This window comes from Microbispora sp. H10670 (assembly GCF_014161385.1).
GTDB classification, from domain to species: domain Bacteria; phylum Actinomycetota; class Actinomycetes; order Streptosporangiales; family Streptosporangiaceae; genus Microbispora; species Microbispora triticiradicis.
On the sequence record NZ_JABBWW010000009.1, the window covers coordinates 84737 to 105121 of the forward strand.

Below are 20385 nucleotides of genomic sequence, written 5' to 3' on the forward strand. Positions count from 1 at the left end.
AGTCTCCTTAGGCGAGGAAGTTCTTCAGTTCGAGCACGAGTTTGCGGATGTGGCCGGAGATGACGGGCGTGCCTAGGTCCTTGAGCTTCTGCCGGAACCACGGGTTCACGCTCTGCTGGCCGCCACTGCTCACCGAGCCCACCGGAATGAGCCGTACGCCGGATCGGTGCAGCGCCTCCATTCCGGCGTAGACGCCGTCGCAGTTCCATTCGTAGAAGTCCGAGATCCACACGACCACCGTGTTGCGGGGATCGGTGACCTTCGGGTGGGCGACGGCCAGGGCGGCCGTGCCGTCGGTGCCGCCGCCGAGCTGGGTGCGCAGCAGCACCTCGAACGGATCGTGCACCCACGGGGTGAGGTCGAGCGCCCGCGTGTCGTACGCGATCAGGTGAACGTCGACCTTGGGTAGCCCGGCGAAGATCGACGCGAGAATCGTGCAGTTGACCATCGCGTCGACCATGGAGCCGGACTGGTCGACGACCACGATCATGCGGGCCGGAGTGGTACGCCGCGCCGTGCGCCGGTAGTACAGCCGGTCGACGTAGAGCCGACGATCCTCGGGGTTGTAGTTGGTGAGGTTCTTCCAGATCGTCCGTTCGAGGTCGAGGTTGCGGAACACCCGTTTGGGCGGCACCGAGCGGTCGATCTCTCCCACGCTGGCCTTCTCGACCTGCGTGCGCAGGACCTGGGCGACCTCGTCGACGAATCTGCGGATCAACGCCTTGGCGTTGGCCAGAGCCACACCGGACAGGTTCGACTTGTCTCGCAGGAGCTGCTCGACGAGTGACATGCTCGGTGTGAGCCGCTTGGCCAGGGCCGGGTCGGCCAGAACCTCGCGCAGCTGCATCCGGCGGACGAGGTCGCCCTCCAGGTCGGCCAGTGCGCGGGCCAGCCCGGGGTCGAGCCCGTCGCCCGCCCCAAATCCCGCCCCGGGTCCGCCACCAGCTCCCACCCCGGACCCCGAACCGGCCCCGAATCCGGGGCCCGCTCCGGACGCGGCGCCGGCCCCCGCGCCAGGTCCCGCCGCGGAGCCCGTCCCTTGCCCGGTCCCCGCGCCTGGTCCCTGTCCGCCGCACATGGCCTGCTTGAACCAGGCGGCGTCCTGCTGCCAGGTCGCGAGCTGCGTGGCGGTGACGTCGCCCGTACCGGTGGCGAAGACGTTGAGCAGCAGCTTCGAGATCAGCGCGGCACTGCGCACCTCGTCACCGGGGGCGTCCTCCCCCGGCGCGAGCAGGTTCTGGAACTCGGCGGCCAGCTCCGGAAACCGCTGCACCAGCGATTCGATCGAGACGGAGGGATCGAGCACCGCGGCGGGCAGCCCGAGATCCCCGGCGATCGCCATGCTCGCCGTCTCCAACGCCGGCTGCTCCTCGGGGGCGAAGAGGCGCGCGAGCAACCGCCAGTACAGCACCTGACGCCGGTTCCGGTCCGTCGTGCTACCGGCGATCACGGCACGGCCGCTCGTGGTACCGCCCTCGGCCGCGATCTGCTGAGAAGCGCGGTCACCGGTCATGACACCTCCACTCGCCGCGCGGTCGTCGCCCGGCGCCTCGATGCCCGCTATGTCCGGCTCACCCGGATTCCGCACGGGAAGATCGTCGCCGATAGGATTGTGGTCGTTCATTGCCGCAGCAACCGTCCGGCCCGCTCGCGCAGCACGGCGACCGCGTCTCCCGACCTGGCCTCGGCCTTGACCACCTTGGGGTCGGTCGGGCCCTGCGCCCAGTCGCCCGTGCCCACGGCGACGGTCTCCCGTTTGACCTTCGCCTGAACGGCCAGCGGCTGCAGCAGCCAGCGCCCGCCGTCCCAGCGGACCAGGCCGACGCACGCGGAGGAGCCCGCGACCAGCTTCGGGGTGAGCGGGCCGCAGCCTGGCAGCCGGGCGGTATCCACCGCGAGCACTGATCCGCCCAGGTCGAACGAGCCGTCGCCGGTCACCTCGTAGCCCTCGATCAGCACAGGTTCGGCGATGCGTACCGGGACCCGCTCCAGCGGCGGCACCGCGGGGGCGAGCACCCCGGCGAGGTGCAGCCGCGCGGTGGTGAACGGATCGGCCGGCTTGCCCAGGGACGCCCGGTCGTCATGCCAGATCACGTCGCCGCCGTCGAGCAGGGGCAGGTCCGTGACCTCCAGGGACAGGTGGCCGGCCAGGGCGGCCAGCAGGACATTGTGATCGTGTGCCAGTTTCCACAGCGCGGGCCCGACGATGGTGTCGACCTTGGCCGCCGTGACACTCGTGCGCACCAGCCGGGCCTGACCACCGTCCGCGGGTTCCAGCACGGCGTGGACCTGGAACTGGACCGCGGTTCCGTGCTCGTGCACGTCGACGCCGAGGATCAGCAGCCGGCCGGACACCGTGGCCACGGGCCGGGGCTCGCCGGGCAGGACGCCGTCCTGAGCCAGCAGCAGGGCGCGGGTCCACAGGTCGGCCCAGCGCCGCACCGGCAGGTGCTCCATCGTGCCGATGGGGCAGGAGGCGCGCAGCTCGGCCGCGAAACCGTCCAAGAGCACGGCGAGCCTGCGCAGTCCCGGCACGACCGTCAGCCCTTCGGTGATCTGGTCGACGGCGGAGACGAGGTCGTGGTCGACGCCGCGCCAGCCGGTGATGGCCAGTTCGCGCAGCCAGGATCGGGCTCCGCCGAGCAGGTTGGCGGCTGTGTCCTGCTCGGACCGCGGCGCCGGGTACCAGGGCGCACGCTCGCGTCCGAGCGCCGCGTCGAGATCGGCGAGCAGGGCGTCGTGGACGGCTCCGAAGAGCGCGGCCCGGCCACCCGCGAGCGCGATCAGGTGCGCCTCGGTGATCGAGCCCGAGGCGACCTTGGCCGCCGCCTCCGCCAGCCGGTCGCCGATCGGGGTCGCGCTGAACGTCCCGGCCAGGGCGGCCGGCGCCTCGGCCCGCTCCTCGGAGAGCCGGGCGAGGCCGTGCACCAGGGCGTCGTCGAACCCGTCGACCAGGGCGAGCGCCTCCCCCGTGCCCTCCGGGTCGCCGTCGAGCAGCCCGGCCAGTTGTACGGCGAGCATCAGTGCACCGCCCCCTCGGACGGAAACCAGTGCATCTCGGGGATCGGCACGGTGGTCGCCGGCACCTCCAGATAGGCCAGGTGGCGCAGGAAGCGGCTGAACACCATGGCGGCGGGGGCGGGCTCGTGCCCACCGCTCAGACAAGCGATCAGGTCGGCGCCCTCCGGAACCTCTACCCGCAGGTACGTGGCCACGCGATCGAGGCCGTACTGCAGCAGGGCCTCGGCTGTGAGGGCCTGCAGGTGTTTGCAAGGCGAGCCGTACAGGCCGCCGCAGGGGCGGTTGTTGTTGGTGCTGCAGTTGTAGTTGTGGGTGCCCGCGGCGATGGAGGAGACGTAGACCCGGCTGATGTCCGAGCCGCTCGACACCACGCCCTGCAGCCGGCCGTCCGCCAGCTCGACGAAGGGGACCTTCGCCAGCTTGCGGGGCTGGACCGCGGTATCACACGCAGCCTGCTGCGATGCGCCCACACGGCTTCGCCGTCGGGGGAACGGTCATTCATGATCCGGAAGGTACTGGCCGGTCCCGACAAAACCGGTACGCCCTCACCCGGCCTGCGAAAAGACACATGCCGGGCTCGGATAGATACCGTGGCCGACCGATGGCACCTGTGGCGATGCGTGCGGAGTTGCCGCTCGATCGCATTGTTGGTCATGCAGGTCGCTGCGGCGGCCGCAGAAGAGCCGGCGGGAGTTCTGATTGTCGGCGACGGTCACGTTGCGGCGCTGGTCGAGAAGTGTTGCCGGTATCGCTCTGGGGTGGTGGTCAGGTGCCGGGCACCGGAGGGCGGGTGCCACGGCGCTCACCCTCTGGCCCGTGCCGCTTCAGCAAACGAAAAGGGCAAAGGGCAAACGCATGGTCCGTGTAGCTCGGTACGGTCTGCTCGACGGAAGGAACCTGCGATGAGGCCGCACAAGCTCGCAGCGCCCTTGCACGGCTGGTGGTGCGTAAGGGTCGCTGCGATCGCACTCGGCCTCACAGTCATGGCCTGTGGCGGGGAAACTCCTGACGGCACCCACCCGGCAACATCCTCAGCCCCCCGTGTGTGGCCAAGTAGCCTGTCGCTTCATCCACAGATCCCCAAGACTCCGCCGCCCGCCAGCGTGACGTTGCCGACGGGTAGCCGCGGCGGCCTCGTGCGACGGGCGCTGTTACGCCGATTCCGCGACGCGAAGACCATGCAGCAACTGCCTCCGGAGGCCGCGCCGTTCACCTCCGGGCGGATCGCCACCATCGGGGAGACCCAGGTAGGTGCCCCGCCCGTGAATCAACGCGAGTGCCGTCAGTGGACGCAGGGCATCTGGAGCGTCACCGACTCGCTCCATGAGGGGCTCGACGGCGTTCTTGGCGGTGCTTTCCTGGTCGACACGACGAAAGGCGCATTCGGAGGGCCGATCCTGAGCGAGGCGATCGTGTACGCCTCCGACTCCACCCTGCGCCACCTGTCCGCCGATCCACCCGCGGAATGCCACACCCTGCGACTCAGTGACGGACGAACCACATGGTCCGCGCGATATCAGCGCACCGCGTTGTCCCATCCGCCGAGTGAACAGGCCGTGGCCTACCGCCTGGTGGACGAGTCAGGGTCCAATCCGACTACGTGGGTCGCCCTTGCCCGTCACGGTGCTTACCTCATCGAGGTCCGCCTCGTCGTGCTCCCGCTGTCTGACGATCTGGCCAACCAGCAGGTCGCGCTTGAGGACGCCATTCGTCAGGCCCACGCTCTGGCCGTGAAGACACTTTGATGGGTACAGCAGGTGCGCCCAGGTCTGTCCAGTGCACGGGTTCTGTCCCGTGATGGCGCTACGTGATCACCTGCCAGTCGAAGGCGTGCCGAAGATCAACTATCTGTGGATGTGATGTTTCCGGGCCGCGAGCGAAGGGTCCGGTCAGTGGTACGGCGGCGCCGACGTGCGACAACCGTACGGTGATCCCAGCCCGAGCCCCGGGGCACCGGCGGACGAGCAGGGTCGCTTACAACAGCTGCGCGACCATCTCGGCGAACTCCTCGGGGGAAGCGATCCGCACACCCAGAGACTCGGCCTTCGCCCGCTTGGACCCCGCGGCGTCTCCTGCGACGACCAGCGAGGTCTTCGCCGAGACGCTGGAGGACGCCCGGCCTCCGGCCCGCTCGATGAGCTCGTTCATCTGGTTGCGAGACAGTGCCGCCAACTGCCCGCTCATCGCGCCCGTGACCACGACCGTCATCCCGGTCAGCGGCAGCGCACCCGGCCCGTCCTCACCCGACGTCAGGGTGGTCATGCCGACCTCGTCACCGGCGGGCGCCGCCGCATCGGGCTCCACCATGTTCACCCCGGCCCGGACGAGCTTGTCGATGAGGTCGCTCAGCTCGGCCAGGTCGGCGACGATCACCGGCGCCTTCTCCGCGCCGATGCCGTCCACCTTCTGGAACCCCTCGGCGTCGGCCGCACGGACGGCCTCCATCGTGCCGAAGTGCCGGGCGATGCGGCGGCTCATCGAGCGCCCCGTCCCCCGGACGCCGAGCGCGCAGAACACCCGGCTCAGCGGTCTGGTCCTGGCCCTGCCGATGGCGGCCAGGAGGTTGTCGGTGGACGCCTCCCCCATCCGCTCCAGACCCAGCAGCTGCTCGCGGGTGAGGAAGAACAGGTCGCCGAAGTCAGCGATCAGCCCGGCGTCCAGCATCTGCTGGACACGGTTGTCGGCCAGCCCTTCCACGTCCAGCTGGTCCCGGCCGACCGCGTACCGGATCGAGGCGATCGCCCGGCAGTTCCGGCCTCGCACGCACCTCCACCGCTCCTGGGAGGTGTCGATCTCACCACCGCAGGTCGGGCACACCTCCGGGAACACGATCGGCCGCTCAGCGCCGGTACGCAGATGCACCACCGGTGACTCCACCCTCGGAATAACGTCACCGGCCTTGTAGACGACGACGCTGTCCCCCAGCATCAGCCCACGGCGCGTGATGTCGGAGGGATTGTGCAGCGTGGCGTACGTCACGACGGACCCGTCCAGCTCCACCGGCTCCAGAACCGCCCGCGGGGCGATCACCCCGGTCCGGCCCGTGTTCCACTCCACCATGAGCAGCTTCGTGATCTTCTGCACGGCCGGCAGCTTGTAAGCGATCGCCCACCGCGGCGCCCGGGAACCGAACCCGGCCTGCGCCTGATCCGCCGCGTCATCCGCCTTGATCACGATGCCGTCGATCCCGAACGGCAGCTCCGGCCGCGCGACCGCGATCTCCTCGACCCGCCGCTGCGCCTGCTCCACCGTCGTCGCGACGATCCCGGCGACCGCGGTCCCGGCCGTGGTCTGCACGCCCTGCCCGGCGACCCAGTCCATCACCTGGCTGTGCGGCGACTCCCGGAGCCGCGTGGCGAGGCCGGAGGTGTCGTCGGGCAGCGGCAGCGCGCCGTACCCGAAGAACGTCAGCTCGCACACGTACGGCCGGTCCTGCGCCCTCAGCGTGCCCGCGGCGGCGCTGCGCGGGTTCGCGAACGTGGTCCCGTCATGCGCCTGCCGTTTCGCGCACGCCTCCTCGAACTGCCGGGCGGTCATCATCACCTCGCCACGCAGCTCCACGGTGACCGGGTCGGCGAGCCGCCCGGGGAGGCCGACGATCGTGCCGATCGCATGTGAGACGTCCTCGCCCGCGCTCCCGTCGCCGCGGGTGACCAACTGGACGAGGCGGCCGTGACGGTAGCGGGCGGCGACCGCCAACCCGTCCAACTTCGGCTCCACGGACCACGCGGTCACCGGACGGCCGAGCCGGCGCTCCAGCGAGGCGGCCCAGCCGGCCAGCTCCTCGGGCCCGAACACGTTGTCCAGGCTGAGCATGGGCACGGTGTGCGGGACATCACCCACGACTCCGGCGACCTTGCCCGTCGGCGAGTCCTCCAGCACCTGGCCGGGGTGGGCCTTCTCATAGGCGGCGATCCCCCGGACGAGCCGGTCATAGGCGTCGTCGTCCAGCGGGGAGGTGCCGTCACCGTAGTAGGCCACGGCCGCGTCGGCCGCCAGCTGGACCGCCTCGGCGTAGGCGGTCTCGTCGGGGATCGCGTCGATCGGGGGTGCTTCAGTCATGCGGCCATCGTGCCTGGAGGGTCCGACAAAGACGTCCGACGCCGCCGCCCTCGCATCCCACGACCAGTCCACACTACGCGCGCCGCCCGCCACGGCTCCCCCACGCACGAAGGCGCCGGCTCGTACTGTCCGCGATTCCGGCGTTCGGTATCGGTCGATCAAACGGAGATGACCATGTAGGAACTGGTCGACCAGTAGACGCTGGCGTCGGCGGGCGCGTTATGACGTGGGAGTGCCGTGGCCCGAGCTCACCTTCGCCTCTTCGCTCGCGCTTGCGCGCCGTATCTGGCTCACAGGCGGCGGCGCTACGGCGTCACCGGCCGTTCCGACCAGGCCGACCGGCTCTCCCGCGTCCAGCGCCACACGCCAATTGTCGATCGGCCCGGTCCACCAGGCCAGCGGATCGGCGGCCGTGTCCACACCGCCCACCGCCCGCGCGATCTCGGCGCCCGTCAGCAGGTCGGGCTCCGCGATCCGTGCCACCAAAGCGTGGACCTCCGCCGCGTCGGCGGCCGGCCGGAAGGCGTACCTCCCGGGGGTCGCCGGCGGAGGCGAGCCCGTCCAGGCGTATCTCAGCCGCTCACCGCGCTCGGCCAGGTCGGCGAGGCGGGCCGCGGCCATCGGCGCCCGCACCGCGGTGAGGATGTCCGGCCTGCTCCGCCAGTGCGGCGGCAGGGAGGCGTAGTACGACCCCGGCCCGCCGAGTGCCTCGTGCGCGGTCCGCAGCAGAGCGGCGCCCACCTCCGGCTCGGCGTTCAGGTCGAACCGTTCGAGCCAGGGAGCGCAGGTGGCACCCGGCGGCAGGAGCCAGGCCGCCCGGCCGACGACTCGCCCGGCCCGGATGGCGACCCAGGTGTTCCCGGGCCGGTAGCCGCCGCCGGCGATACCCTCGGCGTGCCCGACCTGGCGCAGTTGAGGCAACGGGTCGGGCATGGAGTCGAACAGGCTTTTCTCGCCCGCGACCAGCGGGCGGATGACCGCATCGGTCATGAATGATCCTCCGGGAAGGCGGAACGCCCCCGATCAGATCCGCGCGGACGCCGGAACGCGGACGGGGCGCAGAACATCGGACATTGTTCTGACCTCCTTCCGGGCTCGACGGCGTACCCGGAACCTACTCGCCGCGCTCGCCCCTCGCAAGAGCGCCGGTCACCGAGCCGCCGCCCGCGCCGGGCCCCGCCGTACGCCCCGCCGCTAGCGGCGGCGGCCCGCCCGCCTCCCTCCGACCGGCCGGCCGTCGCGGTGAGGGGTCCCACGTGCCGCTGTCGATCATCACCACGCCGTCCAGGTTGTGCCTGTGCACGGCCCGCACGAAGGCGTCGTCGGTCCGCTCACCGTTCCTCTCCCCGCTGGTGGCGAGCATGAGGAGGTGATATCCGCGCCCGCTGAGCGCGGTCTTCAGGCCGACGAGGATTTCCTGGAAAAACGGGTGCCGCCAGCCGGGGCGGCGGTGGTCGGTGTCCCGCACGAGGCCGACCATGAAGGACTTCTTGGTGGCCAGCGTGCGGGCCGACTCGTTGGGCAGGTAGCCGATCTGACGCGCCGCCCGCAGAACCTGCGTCCTGGTCTTCGCGTTCGCTACCTCCGGATTGTTGAAATCGCGGGAGACGGTTGCCGGGGACACGCCGCACAGGCGTGCCAGCTCTCTGATCGTTGCCACGGATCGAACGCTGTCACATCTCGCTGCAACCGGTTTCATGTAACCGGTTTCGAGGAAATTACGCAATCGTGGGAAGTCTGTCAAGGTTACCGGTAATTTCATCGGCGTTACGTTTTCGTGATTTGACATCGCGTGCCGCTGTTATGTCTCATGGCGGGCGTATCGGTCGATGCTTTTCGTTGCCGCGGCTCGACCGTCGCATCTCGCAGCCACGCCCCTTCTCCCTGCCAAGGAGTTCACGGTGTCTGCTGCGAAACTTCGTCTGCTCGTGGGTGTGCTCGCCGTCGGCGTGCTCACCGCCGGCTGCGGCGGCTCGACCGGCTCGTCCGGCGACGGCCCCGTCACCCTCACTCTCAACCTGTTCGGGAACATGGGGTTCAAGGACCTGTACGCCAAGTACGAGGCCGCCCACCCGAACATCAAGATCGTCGAGCGTACGTCGGCGTACAACGACCACCATCGCAACCTGGCCGCCCATCTGGCGACGGGCAGCGGCGCGGCGGACGTGGAGGGCATCGACACCGGCTTCATCGCCCAGTTCAGGGCGCAGCCGGAGCGCTTCGTCGACCTGCGCAAGCACGGCGCCGACGGGCTCAAGGACCGGTGGTTGCCATGGAAGTGGCAGGCGTCGGTGGCCAAGAACGGGGCCCAGATCGGATACGGGACGGACGTCGGCGGCCTGGCCATGTGCTACCGGCGCGACCTGTTCGAGAAGGCCGGCCTGCCCACCGAGCGCGACGAGGTGAGCAAGCTCTGGCCGGACTGGGCGTCGTACTTCGAGGCCGGCAGGAAGTACACCGCGAACAAGCCGGAGGGCGCCAGCTTCTTCGACGGCGGCGCACAGATCTTCAACGCGATGATCGGGCAGGCCGAGACCGGCTACTACGACGCCTCCGACCACGTGGTCGTCGCCACCAACCCGGTGGTCCGCTCGGCGTACGACGAGGTGCTCAAGGCCGTAGCCGACGGCGAGTCGGCCAAGCTGGTGGGCAGCTCCCCGGCGTGGAACACCGGCTTCGCCAAGAGTCAGTTCGCCACCATCGCCTGCCCCGCCTGGATGCTCGCGAAGATCCAGGACCAGGCCAAGGCATTCGCCGGCAAGTGGGACATCGCGGCCATCCCCGGCGGCGGCGGCAACTGGGGCGGCTCCTACCTGACGGTTCCGGCGCAGAGCAAGCACGTGAAGGAGGCGGTAGACCTGATCACCTGGCTGACGGCTCCCGAGCAGCAGATCGAGGTGTTCAAGGCGCACGGCATCCTGCCTTCAACAGTGGCGACGTACGAGAAGCCCGAGGTCAAGAACCTGAAGAACGCCTTCTTCAACGACGCCCCGGTCGGGCAGGTCTTCACCACCGCCGCGCTGAACCTGAAGCCGCAGTACCAAGGGCCGCGGGCCGGCGACATCCAGACCGCCATCCGCGACGCGATCAACCGAGTGGAGGAGGGCAAGCAGGACGGCCCGCAGGCCTGGGAGCAGATGCTCAAGGACGTCGAGCGCATCGAGCAGTAGCCGCCCAGCCAAGCCGGGTGACGGCGGGAGGTAAGGGCCCGCCGTCACCCCTTCCCCGGGATGGACCCATGACCCTCGCACGATCCGGGCCACGGCGCCGCTGGGCCTACCAGCTCGACGTCAAGGGCTCGCCGTACTTCTACATCGCCCCGTTCTTCCTGCTGTTCGGCGCGGTGGGGATGTTCCCGCTGCTGTACACCGCGTACGTCTCGCTCACGAACTGGAACCTGCTGGAGCCCACCCGGCACTGGGTGGGGCTGGCGAACTACGCCGAACTGCTGACCGACGACTACTTCTGGAACGCGCTGTTCAACACCGTCAGCATCTGGCTGCTGTCCACCGTGCCGCAGCTGCTCGCGGCCCTGTTCATCGCGCACATGCTCAACCGCAGCCTGCGTGCCCGCACGTTCTTCCGGATGGGCGTGCTGCTGCCCAACGTGACGTCCATCGTCGCCGTCACGATCATCTTCGCCCAGCTCTTCGGCCGCGACTTCGGCATGGTCAACTGGGCGCTCGATCTGGTGGGGCTCGACCCGGTGGACTGGCAGGCGGGCACCCTGTCCTCGCACATCGCCATCTCGCTCATCGTCATCTGGCGGTGGACCGGCTACAACGCGCTGATCTACCTGGCCGCCATGCAGACGATCCCCGAGCATCTGTACGAGGCCGCGACGCTGGACGGGGCCGGCCAGTTCACCCAGTTCCGGAAGATCACGATCCCGATGCTGCGGCCGACGATCATCTTCACCGCCGTCGTGTCCACCATCGGCGGCTTCCAGATCATCGCCGAGCCGCTGCTGTTCCAAGCCGGCACGGGCAACCCGACGGGAGGCTCGGACCGACAGTTCCAGACCGTCGGCCTCTACCTCTACGAGCAGGGGTTCAGCCTGTACAAGTTCGGCTACGCCTCGGCCATCGCATGGACCCTGTGCCTGATCATCGTGGTCATGGCTCTGGTCAACTACTCGGTCACCCGCCGGATCAGGAGAAGCTGACGTGACGACGATCATCACCGAGGCGCCCCGGCAGGCGCGCGTGCCCCGCTCGCGGGCGGCCCGCTCCCCCGGCGGGCGCCGCTCGGCCGGGTTCTGGACCTATGCGGCGCTGGTCGCCGTCCTGCTCGGCTCCCTGTTCCCCGTCTACTGGTCGCTCATCGTGGCGTCGCACGACAACGACGCCATCGCCCGCGTGCCTCCCGTCCTGACGCCCGGCGGGCACCTGTTCGAGAACATCGCGCGGGTCTTCGACACGACCGCGTTCGGTAAGGCGATGCTCAACTCCTTCATCGTCTCCGGCTCGGTCACCGTCTCGGTCGTGCTGTTCTCCACGCTGGCCGGGTTCGCCTTCGCCAAGCTCCGCTTCCGGGGCCGGACGTCGCTGCTGGTCGTGGCCATCGCGACCACCACCGTGCCGCACCAGCTCGGGATCATCCCGCTCTACATCCTCATGGCGGAGCTCGGCTGGACCGGCCGGCTGGAGGCGGTGATCGTGCCCGGCCTGGTCACGGCGTTCGGTGTCTTCTTCATGACGCAGTACCTGTCGAGCGCGGTGCCGGACGAACTCCTGGAGGCCGGACGGATCGACGGCTGCTCCACCTTGCGCCTGTTCTGGCACGTGGTGGTGCCCGCGGCGCGGCCGGCCGCGGCCGTGCTCGGGCTGTTCACGTTCATGCAGGCATGGAACGACTTCTTCTGGCCGCTGGTGGTCCTCACCCCGGAGAACCCGACCGTGCAGGTCGCGCTCTCCTCGCTGGCCAGCGGCTACACGACCGACTACGCGCTCGTGCTCACCGGCACGGTGCTGGCGACAGTGCCCGTCGTGGCCGTCTTCGCGGCCCTGGGCCGGCAGATCATCGGAGGAATCATGTCAGGAGCGATCAAGGGATGACGGCGATCGAGGAAAGTCGCACCCGGCCGCGGACCTTTCCCGCCGGCTTCGTGTGGGGCACGGCCACCGCGGCGTACCAGATCGAGGGGGCCGTCGACACCGACGGCCGGGGGCCCTCGATCTGGGACACCTTCTGCCGGGTGCCCGGCGCGGTGGCACGGGGCGAATCGGGTGAGTTCGCCTGCGACCACTACCACCGCTGGCAAGAGGATGTCGGCCTCATGAAAGACCTGGGGGCGGGGGCCTACCGATTCTCCGTTGCCTGGCCGCGGGTGCTGCCCGACGGGCGCGGGCCGGTGAACCGGCGCGGGCTGGACTTCTACCGGCGGCTGGTGGACGCCCTGCGGGAGGGCGGCATCGAGCCGTACGTCACGCTGTACCACTGGGACCTGCCGCAAGCGCTCGAGGACCTCGGGGGCTGGCGGATCCGCGACACCGCCGAGCGTTTCGCCGACTACGCCGAGGTGATGTACGACGCCCTCGGCGAGTCGGTGTCGAACTGGATCACGCTCAACGAGCCGTACTGCTCGGCCATCGTCGGCTACGGCGAGGGCCGGCACGCGCCCGGCGCCAAGGAGGGGCACGGCGCGCTCGCCTCGGCCCACCACCTGCTGCTCGGGCACGGCCTCGCCGTGGGGCGCCTGCGGGAGATGGCCAGGTCCGGTCAGCAGATCGGGGTGACGCTCAACATGTCGCCCACGGTTCCCGTCACCTCGTCGCCGCAGGACGTCCAGGCCGCGCGCCGGATGGACCTGCTGGTCAACCGGCAGTTCACCGAACCTCTCTTCGGCGGTGCCTACGCCGCCGACATGGCCGAGACGTTCGGCCGGATCAGCGGCTTCTCCTTCCGCCGGGACGGCGATTTGGAGATCGTCGGCAGGCCGGTGGACTTCCTCGGGGTGAACTACTACTACCGCCTACACGTGGAGGCGGCGCCGTACGAGGAGGCCGATCCCATCCGGCGCTTGGCGTTCGATTTGGGCGTGCGCACCGTCACGCCCGAGGACGCGCGCACCAGCGGGCTGGGCTGGGTGGTGGAGCCCGAGGGCCTGTACGAGACCCTGGTCGACCTGACCTCCCGCTATCCCGACCTGCCGCCCGTCTACATCACCGAGAACGGGTACGGCGACGACGGCGCGCTGGAGGACACCGGGCGCATCGACTACCTGCGCGACCACCTGACCGCGACCCGTGAGGCGATGACGGCGGGCGCCGACGTGCGCGGGTACTTCTGCTGGTCGTTGCTGGACAACTTCGAGTGGGCGCGGGGGTATTCGGCGAGGTTCGGCCTCGTGCACGTCGACTACGACACCCAGGCGCGCACGCCGAAGGCCAGCTTCCGCTGGATGCGGGACTTCATCGCCGACCCGGTCGTCACCACCCCCGTCACCGCCCGCCCCGCGACCACCGGCCCGGTCGACATCCTGGTCGCCGGCACCCCCAGGGATGAGCGCTGGGGACCGGGGCCGCTTTCCCAGGCGGCGGAGGAATCGACGTGACGGTCTCCAGCGTCGCCCGGATCTACGGCCACCTCCTCGGCGGCAAGACCGACTTCGCCGTCGACCGGGCGGCGGCCGAGAAGCTCATCGAGCTGACCGCTCCTCCCGATCGTGTTGCGCACAGCCCGCGGATCTGCCAAGGCCTACCGGCGGGCCGTGCAGGAAACCCCGCGCGGCCCGCACCGGTCAATCGGCCTCGCGTGCGAGTGGCCGCCCACAGCCGGTCTGCCCTGTCTCAGAGGGCGTTTGATCCCGCGTGTTCCGTTTGCTTCGGGTTATGCGCCGCGCCGGCCGCGGTTCCCAATCACCCCGCCTACCAGCAGATCCTGACCGTCTTCGCCGACACCGGCCGGCCCTTACGCGCTCGCGACCTGAGGATGCCGCGGCTGACCAGGCGTTTGAGTTTGGAGCGGATGTTCTCGGTGTTCTTGGACACGATGGGCAGGTCCAGGGCCTGGCACGGTGGTGCGGCTGGCTCGGCGTCGTCGACGTCGGCGAGCGACAGGAGGGTCTTGCGGGTGATCCGCAGATGACCGATCGCCTCGTCGAGCTCACGCAGTCTCGCGGTGAGCTCGGCGATGTGGGCGCGCGTCTGCTCGGCCTCGCCGGCCAGAGCGGCCTCACGTGCGTCGATCTTGTCCAGCAGCACTCTGCTCGCCTCATGGCCGGTCATGCGCCGCGCCAGGAGATGCTCAAGGTGCCGGTCAACCGGCGGACCATCACGTCGCTCATCGCCGAGTACACCCGCGACTCGGAGCTTGCAGGGCGGTGTTCGTAGTCGCGGACCAGCCGGCGGTGCCAGGCGAGGATGCCGTAGGTCTGCTCCACCACCCACCGCTTGGGCTGCGGGACGAACCCCTTGTCCGTGGGGTTGCGCTCGACGACCCGAACGTCGATGCCGAGCGCGGCGCCGTGGTCGGCGACCGTGTTCTTGAACCCCTGGTCGGCCATCGCCGTACGCACACTGCCGGGCGGTGTGGCGGCGGCGACCCGGTCCAGCAGGGCGATCCCGGCGGCGTTGTCGTGCGCCGAGGCGGCCAGTACCACGACCGCGATGACCAGGCCCAGCACGTCCACGGCCAGGCCGCGTTTGCGCCCGGGCACCTTCTTGCCCGCGTCCCGGCCCGTGGTGTCGGACGGGACGCCGGCCGCCGCGTGCACACTCTGGGTGTCGAGCACCACCAGGCTCGGGTCGGCTAATCGTCCCCGCTTCTCGCGCGCCTGCCAGCGCAGCAGGTCGTGGATCGTCTGGTCGGTGCCGTCATCGCGCCACTTGGCGAAGTAGTAGTACACCGCGCTGCGGGGCGGCAGGTCGTGGGGCAGGTAGTCCCACTGGCAGCCGGTCCGGCTCTGGTAGAGGATCGCGTTGACGATCTCCCGCAGGTCGTATCTGCCCTGGTGGCCGCTGACCGAGGGGTGCGCGGCCTTCCACGCGGTGATCACAGGCTCGATCAGGGCCCACCGTTCGTCGGATAAGTCGCTTGGGTACGGCTTGCGCTCAGTCACGCCGCCATCACAGCATGCCCCAAGCCCGCGGATCAGTCGTAACGCTATAAATTCACGCAACTACACTACGCAACTCGGCCATACCCTCGCGAATCGCCCTCTCAGGCGCTGAGCAGCGCGTCAAGGCCGATCGGGTCCTCGTGGGTGCCCGGCACCGTGCACGCGTGCGCCCCCGCCACGGCGCCCAGTCGTACGCACTCCTCCAAGGGCCGGCCGTCCAGGCGGCCGTACAGGAAGCCCGAGACGAACGCGTCGCCGGCGCCGTTGGTGTCGGCCACCGGCGCCGGGAGCGGCCGGGCCGGGAAGTGCCGCAGGTCGCCTGCGGACAGCACATGGCAGCCCGCCGCGCCGTCGGTGCAGACGACCAGCGACGCGCGACCCCGCTCCGCGATCGACCGCATGACCGTCTCGCGCCGGTCGCCGAGCCTGGCGGCGGACAGGAAGACGATGTCGGAGAAGAGCGCGAAGTCGCGGTGGTGCTCGGCCTCCCCGTCCCAGTCGTGCAGGTCGGTCGAGGTCGTCGTGCCTGCGGGGACGTCGGCGTACACGTGCCGGGAGAAGTCCGTGATGGACAGGTGGACGTGCCGCGCCGCGCGGAGCGCGGGCAGGTAGAGGTCCCGGGGCAGCCGCTCCCCGGGCACCGCCCGGGGGTCGAACAGCGAGGTGCGCCGCCCGTCGGGGCCGACGAGCAGCACGCTGCGCCGGGTGCCCGCCGCCGTCTCCGCGAAGGCGACGTCCACGCCACGGCCGGCGAGGTGGGCGCGGATCAGCGCGCCCTGCGGGTCGTCGCCGATCAGGTCGACGAGCGTCACCCGCAGGCCGAGCGCGCGGCAGCCGAGCGCCACTCCGGCGCCGGTGTTGCCGATCCGGTCCACGACGGGCGGCACGGTGTAGGTGTCGGCGTACGGCAGGGGCAGCTCGGGCACGTAGACGGTGGTGTCGACGCCGGCGCCGCCGACGACGAGGACGTCGAGCGGGCGGTCGGCGACGACGCGGTCGTCGGCATCATCACGGGTCACGTCGGCTCCGGACGGTCGCGGCGCGGGATCAAGCGGTACGACGCTGCCAGATCACCGAGGCCGACGAAAGACTGCCGCGCCCGGCACCGAAAATCTGCGCTCGCCGTAGTAGACATTTGGGCCCGCTGGGGCTAGTGTTTCTCGCATCGTAAGGAACGGTTGGACCGGGCAGCGGAAGTATCTGCATCACGACGAACTGCCCGGAGTACGACGAAGTCGGAAGTCGATGGCAGAAGGCCGGGTGTGACGGGCCGGTGCAGTGGTTGAGGCCCTGATCGTCGGCGCGCTGCCGCAGGTGAAGCCGGACGATGGTCCGGGAAGAAGAGATGAAGGGAGTGCTGACGCCATCAGGATCGCCCGTTGCCGGCTGAGTCTCGCCGCTCGGGTACCGCAGTTCCACAGGAAGCAGGTGGTCTACGGTCACGCATCCGCGATCCCCGCAACGCCGCCGCCCAGTACGGCGGTCGCGGAAAACAGTTGGCCGGCCGGATATGGCCGGTAGATGGTGTTGAACTCTTCGGGGCCCCGGCACGACAGGTGCCGGGGCCCCCTGACGCGTGATGAAAGGAACGTATGGTTCAACCTCATTCGGCTGCCGAGGGTGCCACACACGCTCACGGCAGCATTGCGGACTCGGCCGGACCCAGGGCCGAAGACCGGTTCGACGATGAGGACTACCCCGCCTACAGCATGGGCGCGGCCGCGGAGATGCTCGGTGTCAGCCCCGCGTTCCTGCGGGCTCTGGGCGCCGCGAAACTGATCGAGCCGAAACGCTCCAGCGGCGGCCATCGCCGCTACTCCCGCTACCAGTTGCGGCTGGCCGCGCGCGCCCGGGAACTCGTCGATCAGGGCACTCCTGTGGAAGCCGCCTGCCGGATCATCATCTTGGAAGACCAGCTAGCCGAAGCGCTGCGTGTCAACGACGCGCGCGACCGCCCGCCCGGAGAAGCCGCGCGGCCGTGATCGGCGTTCCGCGCCGCGGACTCGCGTGCGGCGGCCGGAGACGAATGAGGGCTCGCACCCGTGAAGGTGCGAGCCCTGATACGTGACGCTGTTTCGTCAGGCGGCGACGATGTTCTCGGCCTGAGGGCCCTTCTGGCCCTGGGTGACATCAAAGGCCACCTTCTGGCCCTCGCGCAGCTCGCGGTAGCCGCCCTGAGAGACGATGTTGGAGTAGTGCGCGAAGACGTCGGCGCCGCCGCCGTCCTGCTCGATGAAGCCGAAGCCCTTTTCCGCGTTGAACCACTTGACGGTACCGGTAGCCATGTCGATCTCCTCTTGACAGGTGTGGCCGGAATCCGCGTCGTCACGAATTCCGCGTTGCCGCGATAGGCCCACACCCGGAGTAGACCGGGCAAACAAAAATGCACCTGAGGCTACATACCGTCAGGTGCACACAAGTTCATCATGGGTACCACAACTGCAACTACGTCTAACTTAGCACACGTGAGGCGCGATACGCATACCGCGCCGCCGTCCGCCCGGACAGATCGCGTTCCGCGCCGCGCCCCCGCACCCCTCTCGCCTTCGGAAGGACGCCCCGGGAGGCGGGAGCACGGCGTCAGCGGTTGACGAGGGGGCCGGAGCTGGTGGAGCCGCGGACGACGAGCTCCGGCTGGTAGACGAGCTCGACGTGCTTGGCCGGGGTGCCGCCGATCTCCTCCAGGAGCGTCTGCACCGCGGCCGCGGCCATGGCGCCGATCGGCTTGCGCACGGTCGTCAGCGGCGGGTCGGTGAACGCCATCAGCGGCGAGTCGTCGAACCCGACGACCGACACGTCCCCCGGCACCGACAGCCCGCGCTCGCGGGCGGCGCGGATCGCGCCGAGGGCCATCAGGTCGCTGGCGCAGAAGATGCCGGTGCAGCCCCGCTCGATCAGCGCGCCCGCCGCGGCCTGCCCGCCCTCGACCGAGAACAGCGAGTGCTGCACGAGGTTCTCGACGTCGGTGAGGCCGAGCAGCTGGGCCATCGCCTGGCGGAAGCCCTCGATCTTGCGGATCACCGGGACGAAGCGCCGCTGCCCCAGCGCGAGCCCGATCCGCTCGTGGCCGAGGTCCACCAGGTGCTGTACGGCGAGCCGGTCGTCCGGCGAGATGAACGGCGCCGGGATGGCGTCGCTGTACCCGTCGACCAGCACGATCGGAAGCCCGCGGTCGGTGAGCCGGGTGTAGCGGTCCATCCGGGCGGTCGTGTCGGCGTGCAGGCCGGAGACGAAGACGATGCCGGAGACGCCCCGGTCGAGGAGCATCTCGGTGAACTCGTCCTCGGGCGCGCCGCCGGGCTCCTGCGTGCACAGGATCGGCGTGTAGCCGTGCTGGATCAGCGACTTCTCCATCGCCTGGGCGAAGGCCGGGAAGATCGGGTTGCCGAGCTCGGGGATCACCAGGCCGACCAGGCCGTTGCTGCGCTGGCGCAGCCGCTGGGGCCGCTCGTAGCCCATGAGGTCGAGGGCGGTGAGCACGGCCTGGCGGGTGGCCGGGGCGACCCCCGCCTTGCCGTTGAGCACGCGGCTCACCGTCGCCTCGCTGACTCCGGCTTGAGCAGCGATGTCAGCGAGGCGCGTGTTGTGCATGGCCACCACTTTAGACATTGTCCCTGGTCCACCAGGTGGCGGAGTCGGGGGCCAGCCGGACCACGCCGCCGGAGGACTCCGGCCCGCTGCTGGCCAGCAGCGGCTCTCCGTACTCCGCGGCGCGGTCGGGCGGGATCTCCACCCATCCGGACGTCATGTTCAGGACGCAGGCGAACGTGTCGCCGCGCCGGAACGCGAGGGTGCCGGACGGGCTGTCGAGCCAGGTCAGCGTGCCGTCGCCCAGCTCCGGGCGCTCCCGCCTGAGGGCGAGGGCGGCCCGGTAGAGGCTGAGCATCGACGCGCCATCCCTGACCTGGGCCTCCACCGACAGGTCGCGCCAGCCGGCCGGCACCGGCAGCCAGCTCTCCGTGATGCCCGGCGGGCTGAACCCGTACGGCGGCTCGCCCGCGTCGGTCCACGGCAGCGGGACCCGGCAGCCGTCCCGGCCGCTGTCGGGGTCGCGCAGCCGCTGGGGGTCCTGGAGGTACCGCTCCGGCAGGTCGAGCACCTCGGGCAGTCCCAGTTCCTCCCCCTGGTAGACGTAGGCGGAGCCGGGCAGCGCGAGCATGAGCAGCGCCGCCGCGCGCGCCCTGCGCAGGCCCCGCTCGCCGCCGCCGTACCGGGTGACGTGCCGCTTGACGTCGTGGTTGGACAGCACCCAGGTCGGCGGCGCGCCCACCAGCGCCGACGTGCGGACGGACTCGTCGATGACCTCGCGGAAGCGCACGGCGTCCCACGGCGCCTTGAGGAAGTGGAAGTTGAACGCCTGGTGCAGTTCGTCCGGGCGGACGTAGTTGGCCAGCCGCTCGGGCGAGGGCGCCCACGCCTCCGCGACGCCGATCCGCTCTCCTTCATAGGAGTCGAGGATGCGGCGCCAGGCCCGGTGGATCTCGTGGACGCCGTCCTGGTCGAAGAACGGCACGACCTGGGCGCCGATCATCTCGGCCTGCCCGGCGGCGCCCACGTCGGGCAGACCGGGGGCCTTGACCATCCCGTGCGCCACGTCGATCCGGAAGCCGTCCACCCCGAGGTCGAGCCAGAAGCGCAGCACGTCGGCGAACTCCTCGTGCACCTCCGGGTGCTCCCAGTTGAGGTCGGGCTGTTCGGGGGCGAACAGGTGGAGGTACCACTGCCCGTCCCCGACCCGTGTCCAGGCGGGCCCGCCGAAGATCGACTCCCAGTCGTTGGGCGGCAGTTCGCCGGCGACGCCCTTGCCCTCGCGGAAGATGTAGCGGGCCCGCTCGGGGCTGCCGGGCTCGGCCCGCAGCGCCGCCTCGAACCAGGGGTGCCGGTCGGAGGTGTGGTTGGGCACCACGTCCACGATGATCCGCAGGCCGAGCCCGTGGGCGTCCTCGATCAGCGCCCGCGCGTCGGCGAGCGAGCCGAAGATCGGGTCGACGTCCCGGTAGTCGGCCACGTCGTAGCCGAAGTCGGCCATCGGCGAGGGATAGAACGGCGTCAGCCAGATCGCGTCCACGCCGAGGTCGGACAGATAGCCCAGGCGGCTGCGTACGCCGAGCAGGTCGCCGACGCCGTCGCCGTTGCCGTCCGCGAAGCTGCGGACGTACACCTGGTAGATCACCGCGTCGCGCCACCACCGGGTGGTGACCACCGGCGGCGGGACGGCGAGTTCTGTCATGGGGATCCCC

Annotated in this window: 18 protein-coding genes and 1 pseudogene; 7 read left to right on the forward strand and 12 right to left on the reverse strand. The window is 70.1% G+C overall.

Annotated elements, in window-relative coordinates; translation table 11 throughout:
- Positions 1-7: 7 nt before the first annotated feature.
- From HHX33_RS15490 to HHX33_RS15500, 3 genes are all read right to left on the reverse strand, one after another.
- The gene (locus tag HHX33_RS15490; RefSeq protein ID WP_182875215.1) at positions 8-1513 is read right to left on the reverse strand and encodes a VWA domain-containing protein; all 1506 of its coding nucleotides are present in this window, start codon (positions 1511-1513) and stop codon (positions 8-10) included.
- A 107-nt stretch (positions 1514-1620) separates the two neighbouring features.
- Positions 1621-3021, reverse strand: coding sequence for a hypothetical protein (locus HHX33_RS15495; protein WP_182875216.1), 1401 nt, complete (start codon positions 3019-3021; stop codon positions 1621-1623).
- The gene (locus HHX33_RS15500; RefSeq protein ID WP_182875217.1) at positions 3021-3491 is read right to left on the reverse strand and encodes a hypothetical protein; all 471 of its coding nucleotides are present in this window, start codon (positions 3489-3491) and stop codon (positions 3021-3023) included. Before HHX33_RS15500 ends, HHX33_RS15495 begins: the two co-directional genes overlap by 1 nt.
- Positions 3492-4124: 633 nt before the next feature.
- Between HHX33_RS15500 and HHX33_RS15505 the strand changes: the two genes are divergently transcribed.
- Positions 4125-4766 carry a hypothetical protein gene (locus tag HHX33_RS15505; RefSeq protein WP_182875218.1) on the forward strand — a complete coding sequence of 214 codons (642 nt, stop codon included), beginning with the start codon at positions 4125-4127 and terminating at the stop codon, positions 4764-4766.
- Between the two features lie 229 nt (positions 4767-4995).
- Here the strand turns inward: HHX33_RS15505 and ligA are convergent, their stop codons facing one another.
- The 3 genes from ligA to HHX33_RS15520 all read right to left on the reverse strand — a co-directional run bounded on the left by ligA (position 4996) and on the right by HHX33_RS15520 (position 8743).
- Complete coding sequence (gene ligA / locus HHX33_RS15510) at positions 4996-7083, reverse strand: NAD-dependent DNA ligase LigA (RefSeq protein WP_182875219.1); 2088 nt, start codon at positions 7081-7083, stop codon at positions 4996-4998.
- 219 nt (positions 7084-7302) lie between these two features.
- Positions 7303-8073 carry an acetyltransferase gene (locus tag HHX33_RS15515; RefSeq protein ID WP_182875220.1) on the reverse strand — a complete coding sequence of 257 codons (771 nt, stop codon included), beginning with the start codon at positions 8071-8073 and terminating at the stop codon, positions 7303-7305.
- Positions 8074-8197: 124 nt separating this feature from the next.
- The gene (locus HHX33_RS15520) at positions 8198-8743 is read right to left on the reverse strand and encodes a LacI family DNA-binding transcriptional regulator (RefSeq protein WP_182875221.1); all 546 of its coding nucleotides are present in this window, start codon (positions 8741-8743) and stop codon (positions 8198-8200) included.
- A gap of 241 nt (positions 8744-8984) precedes the next feature.
- On the opposite strand from HHX33_RS15520, the gene HHX33_RS15525 reads away from it, so the two are divergent.
- The 5 genes and pseudogenes from HHX33_RS15525 to HHX33_RS37220 all read left to right on the forward strand — a co-directional run.
- The gene (locus HHX33_RS15525) at positions 8985-10253 is read left to right on the forward strand and encodes an extracellular solute-binding protein (RefSeq protein ID WP_239101359.1); all 1269 of its coding nucleotides are present in this window, start codon (positions 8985-8987) and stop codon (positions 10251-10253) included.
- Between the two features lie 68 nt (positions 10254-10321).
- The gene (locus HHX33_RS15530) at positions 10322-11248 is read left to right on the forward strand and encodes a carbohydrate ABC transporter permease (RefSeq protein WP_182875223.1); all 927 of its coding nucleotides are present in this window, start codon (positions 10322-10324) and stop codon (positions 11246-11248) included.
- 1 nt (position 11249) lies between these two features.
- On the forward strand, positions 11250-12140 hold the full coding sequence (locus tag HHX33_RS15535) for a carbohydrate ABC transporter permease (protein WP_182875224.1): 891 nt from the start codon (positions 11250-11252) through the stop codon (positions 12138-12140).
- Complete coding sequence (locus HHX33_RS15540; protein ID WP_182875225.1) at positions 12137-13639, forward strand: GH1 family beta-glucosidase; 1503 nt, start codon at positions 12137-12139, stop codon at positions 13637-13639. The genes HHX33_RS15535 and HHX33_RS15540 overlap by 4 nt, the downstream gene beginning before the upstream one ends.
- Positions 13636-13692: pseudogene (locus tag HHX33_RS37220) on the forward strand (hypothetical protein); the annotation flags it as partial. The gene HHX33_RS15540 and the pseudogene HHX33_RS37220, both read left to right, overlap by 4 nt.
- A gap of 260 nt (positions 13693-13952) precedes the next feature.
- Here HHX33_RS37220 and HHX33_RS36065 read toward each other — a convergent pair.
- From HHX33_RS36065 to HHX33_RS37225, 3 genes are all read right to left on the reverse strand, one after another.
- Entirely contained in the window at positions 13953-14312 is a 360-nt protein-coding gene (locus HHX33_RS36065; protein ID WP_182875226.1) for a hypothetical protein, read from the reverse strand.
- The gene (locus HHX33_RS15555; protein WP_182875227.1) at positions 14309-15145 is read right to left on the reverse strand and encodes an IS5 family transposase; all 837 of its coding nucleotides are present in this window, start codon (positions 15143-15145) and stop codon (positions 14309-14311) included. The genes HHX33_RS36065 and HHX33_RS15555 overlap by 4 nt, the downstream gene beginning before the upstream one ends.
- Positions 15146-15246: 101 nt before the next feature.
- A complete protein-coding gene (locus tag HHX33_RS37225) occupies positions 15247-16164 on the reverse strand; it encodes a carbohydrate kinase family protein (protein ID WP_182875228.1) in 918 nt (305 codons plus the stop codon).
- Positions 16165-16854: 690 nt separating this feature from the next.
- Between HHX33_RS37225 and HHX33_RS15565 the strand changes: the two genes are divergently transcribed.
- Positions 16855-17127 carry a MerR family transcriptional regulator gene (locus HHX33_RS15565; RefSeq protein ID WP_182875312.1) on the forward strand — a complete coding sequence of 91 codons (273 nt, stop codon included), beginning with the start codon at positions 16855-16857 and terminating at the stop codon, positions 17125-17127.
- Positions 17128-17223: 96 nt separating this feature from the next.
- On the opposite strand, the gene HHX33_RS15570 is transcribed toward HHX33_RS15565, so the two are convergent.
- From HHX33_RS15570 to HHX33_RS15580, 3 genes are all read right to left on the reverse strand, one after another.
- Positions 17224-17430, reverse strand: a complete 207-nt coding sequence (locus HHX33_RS15570; protein WP_114034115.1) for a cold-shock protein — start codon at positions 17428-17430, stop codon at positions 17224-17226.
- A gap of 295 nt (positions 17431-17725) precedes the next feature.
- Positions 17726-18736: a LacI family DNA-binding transcriptional regulator gene (locus tag HHX33_RS15575; protein WP_182875229.1), complete on the reverse strand. Its 1011-nt coding sequence runs from the start codon at positions 18734-18736 to the stop codon at positions 17726-17728.
- Between the two features lie 10 nt (positions 18737-18746).
- Positions 18747-20375 carry a glycoside hydrolase family 13 protein gene (locus HHX33_RS15580; RefSeq protein WP_182875230.1) on the reverse strand — a complete coding sequence of 543 codons (1629 nt, stop codon included), beginning with the start codon at positions 20373-20375 and terminating at the stop codon, positions 18747-18749.
- Between the last annotated feature and the right edge of the window lie 10 nt (positions 20376-20385).

Excerpts from the sequence above, each read along its gene's own strand:
- HHX33_RS15490 (WP_182875215.1), bottom strand. The coding sequence starts at position 1,513 with ATGACCGGTGACCGCGCTTCTCAGCAGATCGCGGCCGAGGGCGGTACC.
- HHX33_RS15495 (WP_182875216.1), bottom strand. The coding sequence starts at position 3,021 with ATGCTCGCCGTACAACTGGCCGGGCTGCTCGACGGCGACCCGGAGGGC.
- ligA (WP_182875219.1), bottom strand. The coding sequence starts at position 7,083 with ATGACTGAAGCACCCCCGATCGACGCGATCCCCGACGAGACCGCCTAC.
- HHX33_RS15515 (WP_182875220.1), bottom strand. The coding sequence starts at position 8,073 with ATGACCGATGCGGTCATCCGCCCGCTGGTCGCGGGCGAGAAAAGCCTG.
- HHX33_RS15530 (WP_182875223.1), top strand. The coding sequence starts at position 10,322 with ATGACCCTCGCACGATCCGGGCCACGGCGCCGCTGGGCCTACCAGCTC.
- HHX33_RS15540 (WP_182875225.1), top strand. The coding sequence starts at position 12,137 with ATGACGGCGATCGAGGAAAGTCGCACCCGGCCGCGGACCTTTCCCGCC.
- HHX33_RS36065 (WP_182875226.1), bottom strand. The coding sequence starts at position 14,312 with ATGACCGGCCATGAGGCGAGCAGAGTGCTGCTGGACAAGATCGACGCA.
- HHX33_RS15565 (WP_182875312.1), top strand. The coding sequence starts at position 16,855 with ATGGGCGCGGCCGCGGAGATGCTCGGTGTCAGCCCCGCGTTCCTGCGG.
- HHX33_RS15570 (WP_114034115.1), bottom strand. The coding sequence starts at position 17,430 with ATGGCTACCGGTACCGTCAAGTGGTTCAACGCGGAAAAGGGCTTCGGC.
- HHX33_RS15575 (WP_182875229.1), bottom strand. The coding sequence starts at position 18,736 with ATGCACAACACGCGCCTCGCTGACATCGCTGCTCAAGCCGGAGTCAGC.
- HHX33_RS15580 (WP_182875230.1), bottom strand. The coding sequence starts at position 20,375 with ATGACAGAACTCGCCGTCCCGCCGCCGGTGGTCACCACCCGGTGGTGG.